The organism is Halomonas sp. MCCC 1A13316 (assembly GCF_014931605.1).
GTDB lineage: Bacteria > Pseudomonadota > Gammaproteobacteria > Pseudomonadales > Halomonadaceae > Halomonas.
This window is the reverse complement of the sequence record NZ_CP053382.1, coordinates 2,300,886-2,319,493: the sequence shown is the minus strand read 5'-3', so window position 1 is coordinate 2,319,493 and position 18,608 is coordinate 2,300,886. Positions and strand designations below refer to the sequence as shown.

The following is an 18,608-nucleotide window of genomic DNA, read 5'->3' as shown; positions in this document are numbered from 1 at the left end:
ATGAAACACGTCTGGATCCTGAACCACTATGCCAAGCACCCGGATGCGGCTGGCGGGGCTCGTCACTATCAGCTCGCCCGGCACCTGCCGGCACATGGCTGGAGCGCAACCTTAATTGCCTCCAGCGTCGATCATCCCAGCGGTGAGCAGCGGCTCGCGCCGGACGAGTCCTGGCGGCTGGAGACCTGCGGCGACGTGCGTTTCCTGTGGCTGCGCACCTCCAGCTACCGGGGCAACGGCGGTGGGCGCATGAAGAACATGCTGGAGTACGCCTGGCAGTCGATAAGGCCGGCGCACCTGGCGGGGCTAGAGCGGCCCGACTTGATCATCGGCTCGAGCGTGCATCCCTTCGCCGCCCTTGCCGGTTGGTGGCTGGCGCGTCGCCACCGGGTACCGTTCGTCTTCGAGGTACGCGACCTTTGGCCCCAGACCCTGATCGACATGGGCCGGCTACGGGAGGGGGCGGCGGTGACTCGGGTGCTACGCAGGCTGGAAACCTTCCTCTATCGCCGTGCCCGCCGCGTGCTCACTCTGCTGCCACGGGCGGTGGACTATATCGCTCCGCTGGGCGTACCCGAGGAGCGTGTGGTGTGGCTCTCCAACGGGGTCGATCTTGCCGAGTTTCCCGCACCGAGTCCGCCCGCGCCGCGGCCACCCGAGATGCCGCTTTCATTGATGTACTTCGGCAGCCACGGCGAAGCCAACGGGCTCTCCGACCTGCTGGAGGCCATGGCGATCGTCAAGGCGGACAGCGTCGATGGCAAGGTACCGGTGCAGCTGCGCCTGATCGGCGACGGACCGGCCAAGAATGAGCTGATGGGGCAGGCCAGTAGGTTGGGGCTGGATGGACGCTGGCTGCGCTTCGAACCGCCGGTGCCCAAGCGCGAGATTCCGGCGCTGGCCCGCGAGGCCGATGCCTTCGTGATCACGGTACGCGACCTGCCGCAGCTCTATCGCTTCGGTATCAGCATGAACAAATTGTTCGATTACATGGCCGCTGCGCGCCCCGTGATCATTGCCTCGGCGGCGATCAATGATCCGGTTGCCGAGGCCGGGGCCGGTATCACGGTCCCGCCCGAGGACCCGCTGGCCCTGGCCGAGGCGATCAAGCGGCTGGTGGCGCTGTCGCCCGAGGAGCGCGCACGCATGGGACAGGCTGGGCGGACCCATATGGAAGCCGTCTACGACTACCGGATCCTGGCCGAGCGCCTGGCCGGCATCATGAACGACGTCATGGATGAGAAGCAATGAAGCGACTGTTCGATATCGTGGTCTCCCTGGTAGCGCTTGCGCTGCTCTTGCCGTTGATGATCACGGTGGCATTGCTGGTGCGGCTGAGACTTGGCTCGCCGGTGCTGTTCCGCCAGACCCGTCCAGGGCGACACGGCCGCGCCTTCGAGATGATCAAGTTCCGCACCATGCGCGACGCCGTCGACCGCGACGGCAAGCCGCTCCCCGATGCGGCACGCCTGACACCCCTGGGGCAACGGCTGCGCGCTGCCAGCCTCGATGAGCTGCCGGAACTCTGGAACGTGCTCAAGGGCGATATGAGCCTGGTCGGACCGCGTCCGCTATTGATGGAGTATCTGCCGCTCTATACGCCACGCCAGGCCCGGCGCCACGAAGTGCGCCCGGGTGTGACCGGCTGGGCTCAGGTCAATGGCCGCAACTCGCTCTCCTGGGAGCAGAAGTTCGAACTCGACGTGTGGTACGTCGACCACCGCTCGCTGTGGCTGGATCTGCGCATCCTGCTGCTCACGATGAAGAAAGTATTGGTTCGAGAAGGCATCGCCCACGACGGGGATGTCGCCATGCCGAGGTTCCGCGGAGGTCATCATCATGAGTAATCGTCGTCGTCTCGCCATCCTCGGAGCCAGCGGCCATGGCAAGGTGGTCGCTGACATCGCCATTCACGCCGGTTGGCAGGACCTGGTCTTCTATGACGATGCCTGGCCGGAGAAGACCCGTCATGAGCACTGGGAAGTGCAAGGCACCTTGCCGATGCTGCTGCACGACCTGTCCAGTTTCGAAGGCGTGGTAGTGGCCATTGGGCACAACGCCATCCGCGAAGCCAAACTGGATGCCTTACTGGCACATGGCGCCAGGGTCGTCTCGCTGGTGCATCCACGTGCCACGGTCAGCCCGATGGCGAGTCTCGGACCGGGCAGCGTGGTCATGGCGGGGGCGATTATCAATGCCTTTGCCGAACTCGGCATGGGCAGCATTGTCAATTCCGCCGCTACCGTGGATCACGATTGTCGCCTGGGTGCCTGCGTGCACGTGGCTCCAGGCGCCAACGTGGCAGGCGACGTCGAGATAGGCCGCACCAGTTGGATCGGCGCCGGTGCGGTGGTGCGTCAGGGTGTGGCCATCGGTGAAGGCGTGATGGTCGGTGCCGGAGCAGCGGTAGTCTCCGAAGTCGCAGGCCATCTCGTCGTGGCGGGTGTGCCGGCCCGCCCGCTATTGCCATCGAATGACGTAGACGATGACGATGACGATGAAATTCCTCCCGGTGCCTCGAACGTGCTGCGTTTCGACCTGCTTTCTCCACAAGGAAGATCGTGATGCTCAACGGACCCTTTTCCCCTTGGCCTTGCTACACCCGCGAAGAGGCGGATGCGGCGAGCCGCGTGCTGCTTTCCAACCGGGTCAACTACTGGACCGGCGAAGAATGCCGCCAGTTCGAGCGTGAGTTCGCCCACTTCGCCGGCAGCGAATATGCCATTGCCGTGGCCAATGGTACCGTTGCGCTCGACCTCGCCCTGCGCGGGCTCGGCATCGGCGAGGACCCGGCCGACGAAGTGATCGTCACGTCGCGCACCTTCCTGGCATCGGTCTCGAGCATCGTCACCTCCGGCGGCAGGCCGGTATTCGCCGATGTCGATCGTGATTCGCAGAACGTCACCGCGACGAGCGTGGCCGAGAAGATCACGCCACGCACCCGGGCAATCGTTGCCGTGCACCTGGCCGGCTGGCCCTGCGAGATGGATGAACTCATGGCCCTGGCCGAGCGACATGGGCTCTATGTGATCGAGGACTGTGCCCAGGCCCATGGGGCGCGTTACCGCGGGCGCAGCGTAGGCAGCATCGGGCATGTCGGCTGCTGGTCGTTCTGTCAGGACAAGATCATGACTACCGGCGGCGAGGGCGGCATGGTCACCACTAGCGATAGCGACCTATGGCAACGCATGTGGGCCTTCAAGGACCACGGCAAGAGCTGGGAGGCGGTGTATCGGCGCAAGCATCCACCCGGCTTCCGCTGGCTGCACGAAAGTTTCGGCACCAACTGGCGACTCACCGAGATGCAGGCCGCCATCGGTCGTATCCAGCTGGACCGCATGGCGCAATGGAAACCCGCACGGCAGGCCAATGCACGGCGCATCTGGCAGGCGGCGGCCAGGAGCCCTGGCCTGCGTGTGCCCGAGGTACCGCCTCACTGCGATCACGCTGCCTACAAGTGTTACGTCTTCGTCGAACCCGATCGGCTGGCGCCGGGCTGGGATCGCGATCGCATTATGGCCGAGGTCAATTCCGCCGGAGTGCCGTGCTTTTCGGGTTCCTGTTCGGAGGTGTATCGGGAAAAAGCGTTCGAGGGCACCGGCTGGCGGCCAGAACGACCGCTCCCCGTCGCCCATGAACTGGGCGAGACCAGTCTGATGTTCCTTTGTCATCCGACGCTGACCGAGGACGAGATCGCGCGGACCTGCGCGGTGCTCGAGGAGATCATGGAGCAGGCCTGCGCCTGATGCCGGAGTGAGGCGGGCGCCTCGGCGCTCGCGGTCATGGAGAGACGATATGCGAAATCTACTGCAATCCCTGTTCCGCCTGCCCAGACGGCAGAAGCGCACCATTCAACTTGTGGTCGATTGCGTGCTGATCGCCGCGAGCTTTCTGCTGGCCATGCTGCTGCGCCTGGAGGACTGGGCGCCATTGGTGGAAGTGCGCACATGGATGGCGCTGTTGATCATGATCCCGCTGAGTCTCGCGATCTATGTGAGGCTTGGCTTCTATCGTGCGGTGATCCGCTACCTGGGACCCAAGGCGATCCGCGCCGTGGTGATCGGGGTAGTGGTGTCGGCGCTGTCGCTGCCACTGGCAAGCTACCTCTTCGCCCTCGGCATTCCCCGCAGCGTGCCCTTCATCTACGCCATGCTGGCGCTGCTGACCATCGGTGGGGTGCGCTTCGGACTGCGCGCCATTTATCTGCGCAGCCAGATTCGCCATAAGCCGCGCGTGGTGATCTACGGTGCCGGTTCTGCAGGGCGGCAATTAGCCGTGTCGCTCAGCCATGGCCAAGAGTATCTGCCGATCGCCTTCGTCGACGACACCGTGAGCCTGCAGAACACCTATATCGAGGGGCTCAAGGTCTACCCGCCACGCCAACTGGGGTACCTGTCCGACACTTACGGTGCCGAACGGGTGCTGCTGGCGATGCCCAGCGTGAGTCGCGAGCGCCGCCGCGAGATTCTCGCCGAGCTCGAGCCCCAGGGCTTTCCGGTCCAGACGATTCCCGGCGTGGCCGACATGGTGACCGGGCGGGCCAGGATCAGCGAGGTCCGTGACGTGGCGGTCGAGGACCTGCTCGGGCGCGATCCGGTGCCGCCCAATCCCACTCTGATGGACGCCAACATTCGCGACAAGGAGGTGCTGGTGACCGGGGCGGGAGGATCCATCGGTTCCGAACTCTGTCGTCAGCTCCTGCGTCACGGTCCCAAGAGGCTGCTGCTGCTCGATATCTCCGAATATTCCCTCTACCGCATCGAGCAGGAGCTGCGCCGCATCGCCAAGGCTGAAGGGCTCGAGGTAAGCATCGAAGCGCTACTGGGGTCGGTGCAGCATCGCAAGCGGCTGACTGCGGTGATGAAGGCCTACCAAGTGCAAACCGTCTACCATGCGGCCGCTTACAAGCATGTGCCGATGGTCGAGCACAACGTGGTCGAGGGGGTGCAGAACAACGTCTTCGGCACGCTCTCCGCCGCCCGGGCGGCGATGGAGGCTGGGGTCCCGACCTTCGTGCTGGTTTCCACCGATAAGGCGGTACGACCGACCAACGTGATGGGTACCACTAAACGCCTGGCCGAGCTCATCTGCCAGGCGTTTGCCAAGCATCAGGATGCCACCCGCTTCTGTATGGTGCGCTTCGGCAATGTGCTGGGTTCCAGCGGCTCGGTGGTGCCGCTGTTTCGTGAACAGATCCAGGCGGGCGGTCCGATTACCGTCACCCACCCGGACATCACGCGTTTCTTCATGACCATTCCCGAGGCGGCCCAGTTGGTGATACAGGCCGGTGCGATGGCACGCGGTGGCGACGTCTTCGTGCTCGACATGGGCGAGCCGGTACGTATCGCCGACCTGGCGCGCCAGATGGTGCGGTTATCGGGGCTGAAGGTGCGCGACGAGTATAGTCCCGATGGCGATATCGCCATCGCCTTCAGCGGCCTGCGTCCGGGAGAGAAGCTCTACGAGGAGCTGTTGGTGGGCAATGACGTCGCAGCCACCTCGCACCCGCGCATCATGACGGCCCAGGAGGTCTTCTGGGAATGGCCGCGTCTCGAGGGCTACCTTGACCGGCTGTTCGAGGCGTGCCGCAACTTTCATCACGACGGTATTCGTAGCCTGTTGCTGGAGGCCCCGACGGCCTACCGGCCGGAGGGTGAGATCGTCGACCTGGTATGGCTGGAAAAGCGCCGTCGCGAAGCCCAGGTGGTGGGCCCGAAGATGACCGTGACGCCGTTGCGGCCGGTGCTGGAGCGGCACAGGTAGGCGCACCTTGTGAAAATCTGTCGACTCGGGATGGCTGCCAGCCGGTCTCGTCGCAGCCGGCATATCGCACCGAGAATTCATTGCCCTAGTGCACGCGGCACGAGGTCGTGGCACCGTTCATGGAGAAGAGAACATGTGTGGCATCGTAGCTGCAGTGGGTACAGACAATGTCCTGCCTATCTTGATGGAAGGTCTCAGGCGCCTGGAATACCGGGGCTATGACTCAGCCGGCGTCGCCCTGGTGGAGGCTCCTGGCAAGCTGGGTCGTGCCCGGGAAGTGGGCAAGGTGGCGGCGCTGGAGCAGCTGTTGTCGTCTTCATCGCTGACGGGCATGACCGGGGTGGCCCACACTCGCTGGGCTACCCATGGCGAACCCAGCCAGGACAACGCCCATCCTCACGTGTCGGGGCGTATTGCCGTCGTACACAACGGTATCATCGAGAATCACCATGAGCTCAAAGCCGAGCTAACCACGCATGGTTATGTATTTACTTCCCAGACCGACACCGAGGTTGTGGCGCATCTGATCGAGCATGCATTGCAAGGTCATGGTGATTTGCTGAAGGCGGTCGAGATGGTGGTAGCGCGGCTCGAAGGGGCCTATGCCCTGGGCGTGATCGATGCCGACAGACCCGATCGCGTGGTGGGCGCGCGCCATGGCAGTCCGCTCGTGGTGGGAGTCGGCGAAAATGGCTGCTATCTGGGCTCCGACCCGCTGGCGTTGCTGACGGTGACCGATCGCTTCGTCTATCTCGAAGATGGCGACCTGGTGGAAGCGACGCGCGAAGGCTGCGCCGTATATGGGCTCGACCTCGAGAGGCAGCGCGTCCCCGTGGTACGCGAAGTACTGCGCTACGAACATGACGATCAGGCGGTCGGCAAGGGTGAGTTCGACCACTACATGCTCAAGGAGATTCATGAGCAGCCGGTGGCCGTGGCCAACGCCCTGGAGGGGCGGTTGGGCAGCGATCAGGTGCTGATCGAGGCTTTCGGTCCTCAGGCCCGCCAGCTCCTCGGCAAGACCCGTCAGATCCATCTCGTCGCCTGCGGCACCAGCTATCATGCCGGCATGGTGGCGCGCTACTGGATCGAAGCACTGGCCGGCGTACCGTGCCAGGTGGAGATCGCTTCGGAGTACCGGTACCGCGACGTGGTGGCCCCCCCGGGTACGCTGCTGCTGACCCTGTCGCAGTCGGGCGAAACGGCCGATACCCTGGCCGCCCTGCGTCATGCACGCAAACGTCAGGGCGAGAATTACGCCGGTACGCTATCGATCTGCAACGTGCCGGGCAGCTCGCTGGTGCGCGAGTCCGACCTCAGCCTGATGACCCATGCCGGCCCCGAGATAGGCGTGGCTTCGACCAAGGCCTTCACTACCCAGTTGACCTCGCTGATGCTGGTGGCCCTGGCACTGCGTCAACTGCGTGGCGGCGACCAGGGCCTGACGGCCAGGCTGGTGCATCGTCTGCGCTACCTGCCGACCTTGCTGGGCGACACGCTGCAGCTCGATGCCGAAATCGCCGAGCTGGCCCAGCGCTTCGTCGACTACCGCCATACCCTGTTCCTGGGCCGCGGTGCCCAGATGCCGATTGCCCTGGAAGGGGCGCTCAAACTCAAGGAGATCTCTTACATTCATGCCGAGGCTTATCCCGCCGGAGAGTTGAAGCATGGCCCGCTGGCGCTGATCGATGGCAACATGCCAGTAGTGGCGTTGGCGCCGATGGACGAACTGATCGACAAGCTCAAGTCCAACCTGCAGGAGGTGCGGGCGCGTGGCGGTCAGCTGGTGGTCTTTGCCGATCCCGAAAGCAGGCTGGAGCAGGAGGAGGGCATGAGGGTCGTCAGGGTGCCCGGCTGCTGCCGCTTCCTGGCACCTATCGTCTACTCCTTGCCGTTGCAGCTGCTGGCCTACCATGTGGCGGTAGCGCGCGAAACCGATGTCGACCAACCGCGCAATCTGGCCAAGTCCGTCACCGTCGAGTGAAGGAGTTTGGGAACCGTTCGGGTGGGTGTCGACTTCACTATTCTATGAGAGGTCATTTTCCAGTACGGCGCCAGGGGAGCCAGGAGGGCAGTTCCTCCGAGCGTCGTTGACGGCAACGTATCAACGGATGAGCCATTGCCATGATCGAAGAAAATTCCTGTCGGCCGCTCCCCAGAGCCATGTCGTGTAGTGTTAAAGAGCAGTGCCAGGCCTGGTTGTCAGCTCTGGCCATACTTACCTTGGGGGCGTCGATGCTGGCGCTGCCGTGGGGAGTCCTCGTCCTCGTGCCACTGCTGTTGCTGGCGGCAGCCTGGCTTGGTGAGGAGGGGCAGATCGACGCGTTTCCGCGACGCGAGGACCTGTTGCTCGTTGCCGCAATGGTGCTGCAAGGCCTGATCTGGGTCGGCATGCTCCTGGTGCACGGTGAAGGCACCGCTGGCCTGGCCGTCGCCTGGCCCTTCGCGCTCGTCGCGGTCGGACTGATGGCTTTCGCCAGAGCCAGGGTTCCTGCCACCTGGCTGTGGGCGGGCTTGGCCTTGGGCAGTTTGGCGGCAAGCGCCTGGGCCCTGTGGCAGCGCGTGGTCGAGGGTACCGCGCGTGCCAACGGTCACGAGCCGCTGCACGCCATCCTGTTCGGCAACCTGGGGCTGCTGATGGGATTGCTGTGCTTCGCTGGCTTGAGTTGGTCCTTTGCCCGTCGCGATCGCTGGTCGTGGTCGCTTCTCTTGATAGCCGGTGGGCTGGCTGGCCTGCTCACTTCGGCGTTGTCCGGTTCGCGCGGGGGCTGGATCGGTTTGCCGCTGGCCATCTGGGTGCTCTATCGGGGGCACGGTCGTCGTCTGTCGTTGGGCTGGCGGGTGTCATTGGTGGCGGCATTGATGGCACTGCTGGGCAGCCTGTATGCGATGCCGCAAACCGGCGTGGCGACGCGAGTCGACAATGCGATCAACAGCGTTCGCCAGTATGTGGCGGGCGATGACGAGATGACCTCGGTCAGTGCCAGGCTGGAAATGTGGCGAGGCTCTTCACAACTGATACTGGAGCGCCCGCTGCTGGGCTGGGGTAGCAGCGGTTATCAGGCTGCCATGCGTGAGCGCGGTGCGGAGGGAGAGCAGGACCCAGCACTGGGACGTTTCTGGCACGCTCACAACGACATTCTCGATGCATGGGTCAAGCGGGGGCTGCCGGGGCTGCTGGCCCTGCTGGCACTCTATTTCGCTCCGCTGTGGCTGTTCGCTCGCGGTGTCGGTTCAGGTTCAGGCGAACAGCGGGCCCTGGCGGTGGCGGGTACCTTGGTGCCGGTCGCTTTCATCGACTTCGGCTTGACTTACAGCTTTCTTGCGTACCCTGTCGGCGGGCTGGTCTACGGGTTGCTGATCACGACGCTATGGGGTCTCTATCGTCAGGCGCGCTGATCCTGCGTCTCAGTGACGCTCGGCATGCGACAGGACACGGCGAAATGTGAGGCTGATACGGAGCCCGGGAATGCGTCTTGGCAGCAGGGCGTGCTGCAGGCTCGATTGGCAGCCGAATCCCATCAGGAGCAGGCTGTCATGTGGTAGCCAGACGTTGAAAGCCTCGCCAACTCCGTGTTTCCAGCGAAACCGCAACGGCCTTTCGCTGCCCAGCGTAACGGCGGCAATAACGGGATCCACGCCGAGTTCGGGCTCGTCGTCGCTGTGCCAGCCCATGCGCTCATGGCCGTCGGCATAGCGGTTGAGCAGGACGCTATTGAAGCCGGTTTCGATACCTCGAGACGACAGCAGGCGGTATATGCGCTCGCGTATGGCGGTGACAGCCGGGTGCCAGGCCTGCGGCTGAAAGTCACGTCCCGAGTAGCGATAACGTGCTTCGGGCTCGCCCATCCACACCTGATGGCGGGGAATAGGATGCTCGCGCCCATACAGACGCAGACTGGGGCGCTGCCAATCCAGCTCCGCGTTCAGCCTGGCCAGGGCCTCGCTGGCCTCGGGCTCGCCCAGCACGCCGCAGTAGCGATACAGTGCCGGCACTGCTAACAGCCGTTCCCAAGCCTCCGTCGGCATGGCGCTAACGCAGCACTCGGCGGGGGTCGATAGGCTTGCCGCCGAGCCGCATGTCAAACAGAAGGTCGAAACGCTCCGTGGCGTTACTGAAGCCGATTTCGCACAGCGGTGTGCCGCGGCTAACTCGCGTACCGTCATCCACCAGCAGCTTGTCGCACAGGGCGTAGACGCTCTGCAGGTTGTTAGCATGATGCACGATGATTACGCGGCCAAGCTGGCGCATGCTGCCGGCGAAGCGTACGTCGCCGTCGGCTACCGCCTTGGCCCGGGCGCCGCGACTGGTGGCGAGCAGCATCGGCTGCAGGGTGCCATGACTGTCGGTGCCATAGGAGCGCACGATGCGGTAGTCCTCCAGCGGCCAGGGCCAATTGCGTGCCGAACTCGGCACCGAACTGGGTGCGGCAGATGGCGCGGCGGCGCGTGCGGGGACACTGGTCGAACCGCCACTCGAACGGCCGCCCGAGGAGGTTGCCGCCACCGTCCCGGTTGAGCCACGCAGGGGCACCTGAACGATTTGGCCCACGCGCAACCGTGTCGGTGCGACACCGGGATTGGCCGATTGGATCCGCGACGGCGTGGTGTTGAAGCGCCGTGCGACGGCAGAGAAGGTGTCGCCGGGACGTATCTGGTAGCGATAGGGACCGCCGGAGGGCGCGCGCTCGCGTTGGGTCGGTACCAATAAACGCTGACCGACCGCCAATCGATTGGGATTGGCATCCGGGTTGAAACGCTGCAGCCGGGCCAATGGCACGTCGGCGCGGGCGGCGATGTTGCCCAGGGTATCGCCACGCTGTACCACGACCCAATTACCGGCAATGCCGGAATCGACGCGGCGTTGGACCTCCCCGCCGGGCGAGGCGCAGCCGGCGAGCGACAGCAGCGTGAGTAAGCAAAGCAGTATCAGCGCGATTCGAGTGCCTGGTCTTTTTCCTGCCACAGGGCGTTGAGCCATGAGTGGAAGCGTTCCTTGTAGTGCGGATCGTCATGGTAGCGACTGTCGAGCATCCAGCCGGGTACCTCGAGACGGCGAGCCTCGAGCGTTATCGGTCCCTCGAGTCCGCACAAGAAGCCCCAGAAGGTCGGGTTCGGGGTTGCATAGTGCAGGGTGACATCGAGGATGCCGTCGAGCTGCTCGCCGAGCAGGCTCAGTACCTGGGCGACACCGCCGGCCTTGGGACGAAGCAGGTGGCGGAAGGGGCTATTTTGCGCGTCGCGCTTGGCTGGGGTAAATCGTGTGCCTTCAACGAAGTTGAAAATGGCCAGCGGCATTTCGCGGGCGCGCTCGCACATGCGCTCGGTCTCCTTGCGGTCGACGTGCGCGAGTTGCGGGTTGCGTTCGATCTGCTCGCGGCTGTAGCGACGCATGAAGGGGTATTCGAGTGCCCACCAGGCAAGTCCCACGACCGGAATCCAGATGAGCTGTTGCTTGAGGAAGAAACGCGGCATCGGTATGCGCCGATGAAGGACCATGAGCAGCATGAAAATATCGGTCCAGCTGCGATGATTGGAGATCACCAGCCAGCGCTGCTCGGGCGTCAGCCCGTTGGGCAGGCTTGCGTTGATCTGGGGCTTCAACCAGTGGCGCATCCACCACAGGTTGCAACCTATCCAGTTCAGTGCCACGCCGTTCAGGCCGCGGAGCACGGTCAGGCGCAACCGGCGCGTTGGGGTAATCAGCTTGATCGCCGTCAACAGGATCAGGGGAACCGACCAGAACAGCGTATTTATGACCAATAGCAGAACGCTGACGAGCCCTTTCAGGGTCGACATGCCTGACTCCTTAATCGTTGCGCCTTGGCTCTTTTGGGCGATAGCCGCACATGCTAATGGATAGGGCTCAGGCTGCCCAGCTCCTCATTTCACGCAGGCGGTTCGCACAGGGTCGTCTGCAGCACCTCGCGCAGCGCCCGCGCGGCAGTCGACAGCTCCTGGCCGGCACCGAGTATCACGCCTACGGTACGGCGGATCTGTGGATCGTAGAGCGGTACGCAACGTGCGCCGAGTTCATGCATCTGTTCGCGACACAGCGAAGGTACGGCGCTGACGCCCAGGCCACTTGCCACCATGCGCCCGACGGTGGCGAGCTGGTGACTTTCGAACGCTACCGGTAGCTCCGTTTGTTGGCGCGCCAGCGCCTGTTCCAGCAGGATGCGCACCATGGAGGGGCGCTGCAGGGTGATGAAGTCGTATCTGAGCAGGGCCTTCCAGTCGATAGATTCGGCATCGACGAGGGGCGACTCGGGGGGCAGCACGGCAACGAAGGTATCGTCGAATAGCGGCAGGAAGTCGATGCCTTCTCGGGTTTCCGGCTCGAAGGCGATGCCTAGCTCGACCTGCTGACGGCGCACCATTTCGATCACTTGCTCGTTGATCACGTCGTGCACCGTCACGTTGACTCGGGGAAAACGCTCGCGAAAGCGTCTCAGCGCGCGAGGCAATCGGTTGCAGGCGATGGAGGGCATGGCAGCCAGAGCCACGCGGCCGAGCTGCAGCGTGAAGCGCTGCCGCAGCAGCTCCTCGGTATTGTCCCAGTCGGCCAACAAGCGCTTGGCCAGCGGAACCAGGACTTCGCCTTCCGGTGTGAGACGGACGCTGCGCGTGCTGCGAATCAGCAGTGCACCGCCCAAGGTTTCTTCGAGCCCCTTGATGGCAAGGCTTAGTGCCGGTTGAGACAGATGCAGCCGCTCGCAGGCTTGAGTGAAACTGAGGGTCTGGGCGACGGCAAGAAAGGCGCGAAGCTGCTTGACGGTCATGGTATGCGGCTCATTTTATAAATAATTCATATCAATTGATAAAAAAAACAAACTTAACAAATATATTGGGTGGGTCAACACTGATCATGTACCGTTATTTCTGTATTTCCATTTCACAACAAGACGAGGCTTTGCGATGTCCGGATTCGACAAGCGAGTGTACTCCTACGAAGAGGCAATGGCAGGCATCGAGAGTGGGATGACACTGGTTGCCGGGGGCTTCGGCCTGTGCGGGATTCCCGAGAACCTGATCGCCGAGGTCAAGCGCCGCGGTGTCAAGGAACTGACTGTCATCTCCAACAATTGTGGCGTCGATGGCTTCGGCTTGGGCGTGTTGCTGGAAGACAAGCAGATCAAGCGTTTCTATGCTTCCTATGTAGGTGAAAATGCCCTGTTCGAGCAACAGATGCTCAACGATGAAATCGAAGTGATCCTGACCCCGCAGGGCACCTTGGCCGAGAAGATGCGTGCCGGCGGGGCGGGCATTCCTGCCTTCTATACAGCCACCGGTTACGGCACGCCGATCGGCGAGGGCAAGGAGGTCCGCGAGTTCAATGGGCGGCACTACATCCTCGAAGAGGCATTCCACGCCGACTTCGCCATCGTCAAGGGCTGGAAGGCCGATCGTTACGGCAACGTGGTGTACCGCGATACTGCCCAGAACTTCAATCCGCTGGCTGCCAGCTGCGGCAAGGTCACCGTGGTGGAGGTCGAGGAGATCGTCGAACCCGGCGAGCTGCGCCCCGACCAGATCCACACGCCGGGCATCTACGTCGACCGTATCATCCAGGGCACCTTCGAGAAGCGTATCGAGAAGCGCACCGTGCGCGAGGGCTGAGCCCGCCGCCGCTTCCAAGCCGGCTGCGGCCGGTATCGCTTCTCCACCGAACACAAGAGGCAAACAAGATGGCACTGACTCGCGAACAGATGGCACAGCGCGTGGCGCAAGAATTGAAGGACGGCTTCTACGTCAACCTGGGGATTGGCATCCCGACCCTGGTGGCCAACTACGTCCCGGAAGGCATCGACGTGATGCTGCAGTCCGAGAATGGCCTGCTCGGCATGGGGCGCTTCCCCACCGAGGAAGAAGTCGATCCCGATATGATCAATGCCGGCAAGCAGACCGTGACGGCTAGGCCCGGGGCGGCAATCTTCGATTCGGCGGAATCCTTCGCCATGATCCGTGGCGGCCACGTCGACCTGACCGTGCTAGGCGCCTTCGAGGTCGACCAGGAGGGTAACATCGCCTCCTGGATGGTGCCCGGCAAGCTGATCAAGGGTATGGGCGGCGCCATGGACCTGGTGGCCGGCGCCGAGAACATCATCTGTACCATGACCCATGCTTCCAAGCATGGCGAGTCCAAGCTGCTCGAGAAGTGCACGCTACCGCTGACCGGAGCCGGCTGCATCAACCGCGTACTCACCGACCTCGCCTACCTGGAAATCGAGAACGGCAGCTTCATCCTCAAGGAGCGCGCTCCCGGGGTTAGCGTCGAGGAGATCGTCGAGAAGACCGCCGGTAAGTTGATCGTGCCCGATCACGTTCCGGAAATGACCTTCGACTGAGGCATGATTAGTAGCGCAAAGGCCCGGGCAGATGCCCGGGCTTTTCGTTTCGTTACGTGATGATTTTATGATCAGTCTGAGCGACACGCGTCATTCTTGGGGCGCGGGGGGCTTGTCACAGCGTCTTGCACAGCGTTATCCACAGATTCTGTGGATAACGCACCAGCCACTGGTTCAGGTGAGCTCGCAGCGCGTGTGAAGGGGTAGCAACAACTCCACGCTGCGCTCATGGTCGCTGCTCAGGCGCTTCTGGATCAGGGCCAAGCCGCCCAGGCAGATGCGATGCTCGTCACCCTCGGCGAAGGCCAGGCGCCGCGAACAGGTGGGGTAGAAGCGATACTGGAGCAACGGCGACACGGGGAAGACACCATGGTGGCGGTCTTCGGTACCTGCCAGGCCGGCCTCGGACAAGGCGGCATCGAGGGCTTCGAAACTGCTGCCGAGGCGTTCGCAATCGAAACCGGCGTGATGCACGCTCGGCCCCATGGCCGCGATCCAGGCTGCCAAGGGGTGGGCGTCGTGCAGCGCTCGATACATACCCCAACTGGGCATGGCCCAGGGGCGGCCCCGGCTCAGCAGGTTCTTGCCGCGGGTATCCTGGGGATGCGCGCGGCTCACCAATTCGGCAAGCTCGTCACGCGGCACGCGCGATAGGCTGCTGAGCTGGAATTCCGCCAGCACCAGCCAAGTGCCACTGTCGGGCGGCGCCAACAGTGATACCAGCAGGCCACGGTCGGCCATGGCGTAGCGATGCACGGGACGGTAGCCGAGATGAGCCAGCGTCGGCAGGAAGTCATCGGCAGCGAAGGGAGGCTGATTGAGGGTGAGAAGGGTCATGTACTCGACCGGCGCATCGGTTGGCCACAGGCGCAGCATCCCCACATCCGGATGATGGTGAATGTAGTCGAGCCAGAGTTGCTGGAGGAATTCTTCCCTTTGCATCGTGCCGTTCCTATTGTCCAGATGCGCTTGCGCATTAGACCTCAGTATAGGGGCTGGTCAGGAACGGCTTTCAACGCGGGGAGAACGTTAAACGGGAATTGAACGGTCAAGGCAGGCCGGGACACCGTCCCGGCACGGGCGGACGACGCAGCTCCTCATGCCATGAGGGCATTGTCACGGACGTATCGGTCGAATTCGGTGAAGCCGCCGACATGGGTCTGGTCAACGAAGACCTGCGGCACGGTCGAAACCGGCTTGCCGATGGTCTTCTCCAGATCGGCCTTGCTGATGCCTTCGGCCCAGATATCCACGTAGCGATGCCCTTCGATCGCGTTGGCACTTTCCAGGCTCTGGGCGAGCTGCTGTGCACGAACGCAGAAGGGGCAACCGGGACGACCGAAGATGACCACGAACATATAAAGCTCTCCTGAAGATATTTTCTGATGCCATTGTGACGGATGGAGGGACAGGGGGCCAATAGCAGCCTGCTAGAGGTCCGATTGGAGGATGCTATCGCGCGGCTGCCGAGGGAACCCTTCAGTACGACCTGAGTTCATCGGCATCGGCCGCGCGCAGCAGGTCGCCGAGCTCGGCATGAATCTCGGGGCCACTGACCAGCAGGTTCTCGCCGTATAGGTCTTCGGGAATACCCTCCGGACACGGATAAAGGTGACCGCTACGGGCGCCGGCCTCACGAGCGATCAGAACTCCGGCGGCGAAGTCCCAGGGCGATACGCTCTCGTAGTAGGCATCCAGGCGACCGCAGGCCACGTCGCACAGATCGAGAGCGGCGGAACCATTGCGGCGCACGTCCTGGCAATGCTCCAGGATGGCCAGCAGGCGGCGCATGAGCGGAGGTCGGCTGTCGCGCCGGTAGGGAAAGCCGGTGCCCACCAGGCAGCGCTGAAGGTTGGCGGTGCGACTGGCGTGAACCGGTTTACCGTTGCACCAGGCGCCCTGGCCGCAAAGCGCGGTATAGGTTTCGCCGAGGAAGGGGGCATGGACGACACCCAGGCGGGTCTTGCCCTCGCTGACCCAGGCGATGGAGACGGCGACATGGTACAGGCCGTGAGCGAAATTGACGGTGCCGTCGATGGGGTCGATGACCCATAGCGCATCGGCCGTACGCATGACATCGCGGTCCGGTGCGAGTTCTTCGCTGAGCCGCTGCTCGCCCGGCAGGCTGGCATCCAGGCGCTCGCTGATCAGGGTATCGACGGCCACGTCCACATCGGTGACCAGCTCCTGGCCGTGCTTGAGCTGCTGGTTGAAGGTCTGACTGTGCCTGGCCGCCACGATTCGTTCGCCTGCCTCCCGGGCGATGGAGACGGCCAGCTCTAGGCGTTGCTGGGGAAGCATGGGCATTCCTCGTCGCGCATGGAACTGCCAGAATAGCAGCCGCGAGGCATCCTGCCGAACGGGACCCTCGATCATTTTCGCAAAAAGGAGAGTGTGCCATGCTGGTCCCGACGCCCGAGCAGTACCGGCGCCTGAACGAGATGGCCCAGGCCTGGAAACGCCGCCAGGCCGGTGCACTCGAGGCAGCACCCGGTCGTAACCCTCACCTCGATGTCGACGCCTTGTGTTTTCAGGCCTGTCCCGACGATGGCGTCGATTCGACAGGGCGTGACTATCTGGTCGGTGCCTTGATCAGCCCGGTCTCGCTGTCGCTGGTGCTGTTTCCGACCTTCGGCAGTATGACGCCACCGGTCGAGGGTGAGCGGCGAGCTTTCGAGCTACCCTCGGGCCGTTACCCCTTCGTGGCCGAAATTCTGCAAGAGGGCCACTGGCTTTGGCGCTGCGAGTTGCTCGACGACCTTTCCGATCTTGAAAACCGCGAGGAGGGGAGTCGCCTGGCCCAGCGCCTGATGGACAGGGTAATGATGCCGGCCACGTGAGGCCATGTCCCGGCTGGCTCTGATTGCCGCCTCGGGCTTATGCTGGAAGCACCTCTTTTTCCAACGTCGTGTAGAAGGATTTACCCATGCCCAACGCAATGACCCCCGTGCCACGTGTCGCCCTGGTGACGGGAACCGCCAGCGGTATCGGTGAGGCGGTGGTACGCCAGTTTCGCGAGCTCGGCCATCAGGTGTTGGCCGTCGATTTCAACGACCAGGCCAAGGAGAAGGCCGATGACGTCGGCGCAGCGTTCTTCCAGGCCGACCTCACCGACGGCGAGGCATGCAAGGCTGCGGTGGCAGAGGCCATCAAACGCTTCGGTCGAGTCGATATTCTGGTCAACAATGCCGGCATCCAGCACGTGTCGCCGATCGAGGATTTTCCCGAGGCCAAGTGGCGCCAGATCATCGAGCTGATGCTGACGGCACCTTTCCTGCTGACCCAGGCGGTGTGGCCCTCGATGCGCCAGAATGGCTGGGGGCGGATCGTCAACATCGCCTCGGTGCACGCCCAGGTCGCCTCGCCGGGCAAGTCGGCTTACATCAGCGCCAAGCACGGCATGATCGGGTTGACCAAGACGGCAGCGCTGGAGGGCGGGCCGCAGGGAATCACCGCCAATGCCATCTGCCCGGCCTACGTCAAGACGCCGCTGGTGGAGAACCAGATCGCCGACCAGGCCAAGCTGCACGGCATGAACGAACAGGACGTGGTGGAGCAGATCATGCTCAAGAACGCTGCGGTCAAGCGCCTGATCGACCCGGAGGAGGTGTCGGGGCTGGTGGCCTATTTGGCCTCCGATGCGGCAGGTGCCGTCACCGGCTCGAGCTGGAATATCGACTTGGGCTGGACAGCTCAGTGACATATGCTCGCGGCTTACCCGGCGCCAGGTCTCGCGGAGGCGCTGTGAACCCAACCTTGGGCGCTAAATTTGCCCTGCTTCGCTCTCGCGTCCTGCTCCGCTTGCAGGACCGGTGCTGGCCATCCATGGCTAGCCCGTTCGGAGCAGTGATCCTCACCCCTGGCAAATGACCTCCGCTACGAGCTGCCCCCGGCGCCGCTTGCCTGGGTGGCACTTTAGTCCTGTGTCGGGAGTCGTCTGGGCGAAATGATTACCGTCGCACCGGCCGCTTCTGCAGCTTGCGCTGCAGAGTGCGGCGGTGCATGCCCAGGGCACGTGCGGTGGCGGAGATGTTGCCGTCATGCTCCTGCAGTACCTTCTGGATATGCTCCCAGGCGATGCGGTTGATCGACGGTGGGTTGTCGGCCACCTCGGCTTCCGGATCGCCCTCTTCGCGGCCCAGCGCCACCAGGATCTCCTCCGCGTCGGCGGGCTTGCACAGGTAATTGACGGCCCCGAGCTTGATCGCTTCGACGGCGGTGGCGATGCTCGAGTAGCCGGTCAGCACCACGATGCGACAGTTCGGCACCACCTCGAGCAGCTCCGGCAGCAGCTTCAGTCCCGAGCTGTGCTCCAGCTTGAGGTCGAGAGTGGCCAGTTCCGGGCGGTGGCATCGAGCCAGCGACAGCGCCTGCTCCGCGTCATGCGCCACCAGCACTTCGTAGCCGCGTCTGGCCATGGCGCGAGAGAGCACGTGGCAGAACATTTCGTCGTCATCGATGATCAACAGGCGGGTATCGGCGTCTTGCATGGCAACC

Annotated in this window: 19 protein-coding genes; 11 read left to right on the top strand and 8 right to left on the bottom strand. The window is 63.5% G+C overall.

The features are described 5' to 3' along the window. The 7 genes from HNO52_RS10745 (at position 1) to HNO52_RS10715 (ending at position 9,162) form a co-directional block, all read left to right on the top strand. Positions 1–1,251 (top strand): glycosyltransferase family 4 protein, encoded by a 1,251-nt coding sequence (locus HNO52_RS10745; protein ID WP_197565329.1) that lies wholly within the window; start codon positions 1–3, stop codon positions 1,249–1,251. Continuing rightward, complete coding sequence (locus HNO52_RS10740) at positions 1,248–1,847, top strand: sugar transferase (RefSeq protein ID WP_197565328.1); 600 nt, start codon at positions 1,248–1,250, stop codon at positions 1,845–1,847. Before HNO52_RS10745 ends, HNO52_RS10740 begins: the two co-directional genes overlap by 4 nt. Further along, positions 1,840–2,565, top strand: coding sequence for an acetyltransferase (locus HNO52_RS10735; RefSeq protein WP_197565327.1), 726 nt, complete (start codon positions 1,840–1,842; stop codon positions 2,563–2,565). The genes HNO52_RS10740 and HNO52_RS10735 overlap by 8 nt, the downstream gene beginning before the upstream one ends. Next, positions 2,565–3,746 carry a DegT/DnrJ/EryC1/StrS family aminotransferase gene (locus HNO52_RS10730; protein WP_197565326.1) on the top strand — a complete coding sequence of 394 codons (1,182 nt, stop codon included), beginning with the start codon at positions 2,565–2,567 and terminating at the stop codon, positions 3,744–3,746. The genes HNO52_RS10735 and HNO52_RS10730 overlap by 1 nt, the downstream gene beginning before the upstream one ends. 49 nt (positions 3,747–3,795) lie before the next feature. Then, the gene (locus HNO52_RS10725; RefSeq protein ID WP_197565325.1) at positions 3,796–5,763 is read left to right on the top strand and encodes a polysaccharide biosynthesis protein; all 1,968 of its coding nucleotides are present in this window, start codon (positions 3,796–3,798) and stop codon (positions 5,761–5,763) included. Between the two features lie 133 nt (positions 5,764–5,896). Next, positions 5,897–7,747, top strand: coding sequence for a glutamine--fructose-6-phosphate transaminase (isomerizing) (gene glmS, locus HNO52_RS10720; protein WP_197565324.1), 1,851 nt, complete (start codon positions 5,897–5,899; stop codon positions 7,745–7,747). Positions 7,748–8,031: 284 nt separating this feature from the next. Next, entirely contained in the window at positions 8,032–9,162 is a 1,131-nt protein-coding gene (locus HNO52_RS10715) for an O-antigen ligase family protein (protein WP_197565323.1), read from the top strand. Between the two features lie 9 nt (positions 9,163–9,171). Here HNO52_RS10715 and HNO52_RS10710 read toward each other — a convergent pair whose 3' ends face one another. From HNO52_RS10710 to HNO52_RS10695, 4 genes are all read right to left on the bottom strand, one after another. Beyond that, positions 9,172–9,792: an alpha-ketoglutarate-dependent dioxygenase AlkB family protein gene (locus HNO52_RS10710; RefSeq protein ID WP_197565322.1), complete on the bottom strand. Its 621-nt coding sequence runs from the start codon at positions 9,790–9,792 to the stop codon at positions 9,172–9,174. 4 nt (positions 9,793–9,796) lie between these two features. After that, positions 9,797–10,744, bottom strand: a complete 948-nt coding sequence (locus HNO52_RS10705) for a LysM peptidoglycan-binding domain-containing protein (protein ID WP_197565321.1) — start codon at positions 10,742–10,744, stop codon at positions 9,797–9,799. Next, complete coding sequence (gene yihG, locus HNO52_RS10700; protein WP_197565320.1) at positions 10,693–11,562, bottom strand: 1-acylglycerol-3-phosphate O-acyltransferase, YihG family; 870 nt, start codon at positions 11,560–11,562, stop codon at positions 10,693–10,695. Before yihG ends, HNO52_RS10705 begins: the two co-directional genes overlap by 52 nt. A gap of 89 nt (positions 11,563–11,651) precedes the next feature. Further along, positions 11,652–12,545 (bottom strand): LysR family transcriptional regulator, encoded by an 894-nt coding sequence (locus HNO52_RS10695; protein ID WP_197565319.1) that lies wholly within the window; start codon positions 12,543–12,545, stop codon positions 11,652–11,654. A 136-nt stretch (positions 12,546–12,681) separates the two neighbouring features. Here HNO52_RS10695 and HNO52_RS10690 point away from each other — a divergent pair, with 136 nt between their 5' ends. Both HNO52_RS10690 and HNO52_RS10685 read left to right on the top strand, forming a co-directional pair. Beyond that, positions 12,682–13,383 (top strand): CoA transferase subunit A, encoded by a 702-nt coding sequence (locus tag HNO52_RS10690; protein WP_197565318.1) that lies wholly within the window; start codon positions 12,682–12,684, stop codon positions 13,381–13,383. A 68-nt stretch (positions 13,384–13,451) separates the two neighbouring features. Then, positions 13,452–14,111 (top strand): CoA transferase subunit B, encoded by a 660-nt coding sequence (locus tag HNO52_RS10685; RefSeq protein ID WP_197565317.1) that lies wholly within the window; start codon positions 13,452–13,454, stop codon positions 14,109–14,111. A gap of 174 nt (positions 14,112–14,285) precedes the next feature. Here the strand turns inward: HNO52_RS10685 and HNO52_RS10680 are convergent, their stop codons facing one another. From HNO52_RS10680 to HNO52_RS10670, 3 genes are all read right to left on the bottom strand, one after another. Then, positions 14,286–15,053, bottom strand: coding sequence for a VOC family protein (locus HNO52_RS10680; protein WP_197565316.1), 768 nt, complete (start codon positions 15,051–15,053; stop codon positions 14,286–14,288). A 155-nt stretch (positions 15,054–15,208) separates the two neighbouring features. Further along, positions 15,209–15,469 carry a GrxA family glutaredoxin gene (locus HNO52_RS10675; protein WP_197565315.1) on the bottom strand — a complete coding sequence of 87 codons (261 nt, stop codon included), beginning with the start codon at positions 15,467–15,469 and terminating at the stop codon, positions 15,209–15,211. A 121-nt stretch (positions 15,470–15,590) separates the two neighbouring features. Beyond that, positions 15,591–16,412: an inositol monophosphatase family protein gene (locus HNO52_RS10670; protein ID WP_197565314.1), complete on the bottom strand. Its 822-nt coding sequence runs from the start codon at positions 16,410–16,412 to the stop codon at positions 15,591–15,593. 98 nt (positions 16,413–16,510) lie between these two features. Between HNO52_RS10670 and hybE the strand changes: the two genes are divergently transcribed. Together hybE and HNO52_RS10660 are read left to right on the top strand one after the other, a co-directional pair. Next, positions 16,511–16,951 (top strand): [NiFe]-hydrogenase assembly chaperone HybE, encoded by a 441-nt coding sequence (gene hybE, locus HNO52_RS10665; RefSeq protein ID WP_197565313.1) that lies wholly within the window; start codon positions 16,511–16,513, stop codon positions 16,949–16,951. Between the two features lie 86 nt (positions 16,952–17,037). Beyond that, entirely contained in the window at positions 17,038–17,811 is a 774-nt protein-coding gene (locus tag HNO52_RS10660) for a 3-hydroxybutyrate dehydrogenase (protein WP_197565312.1), read from the top strand. Between the two features lie 250 nt (positions 17,812–18,061). Here the strand turns inward: HNO52_RS10660 and HNO52_RS10655 are convergent, their stop codons facing one another. Beyond that, positions 18,062–18,601, bottom strand: a complete 540-nt coding sequence (locus tag HNO52_RS10655; protein ID WP_197565311.1) for a response regulator transcription factor — start codon at positions 18,599–18,601, stop codon at positions 18,062–18,064. Between the last annotated feature and the right edge of the window lie 7 nt (positions 18,602–18,608).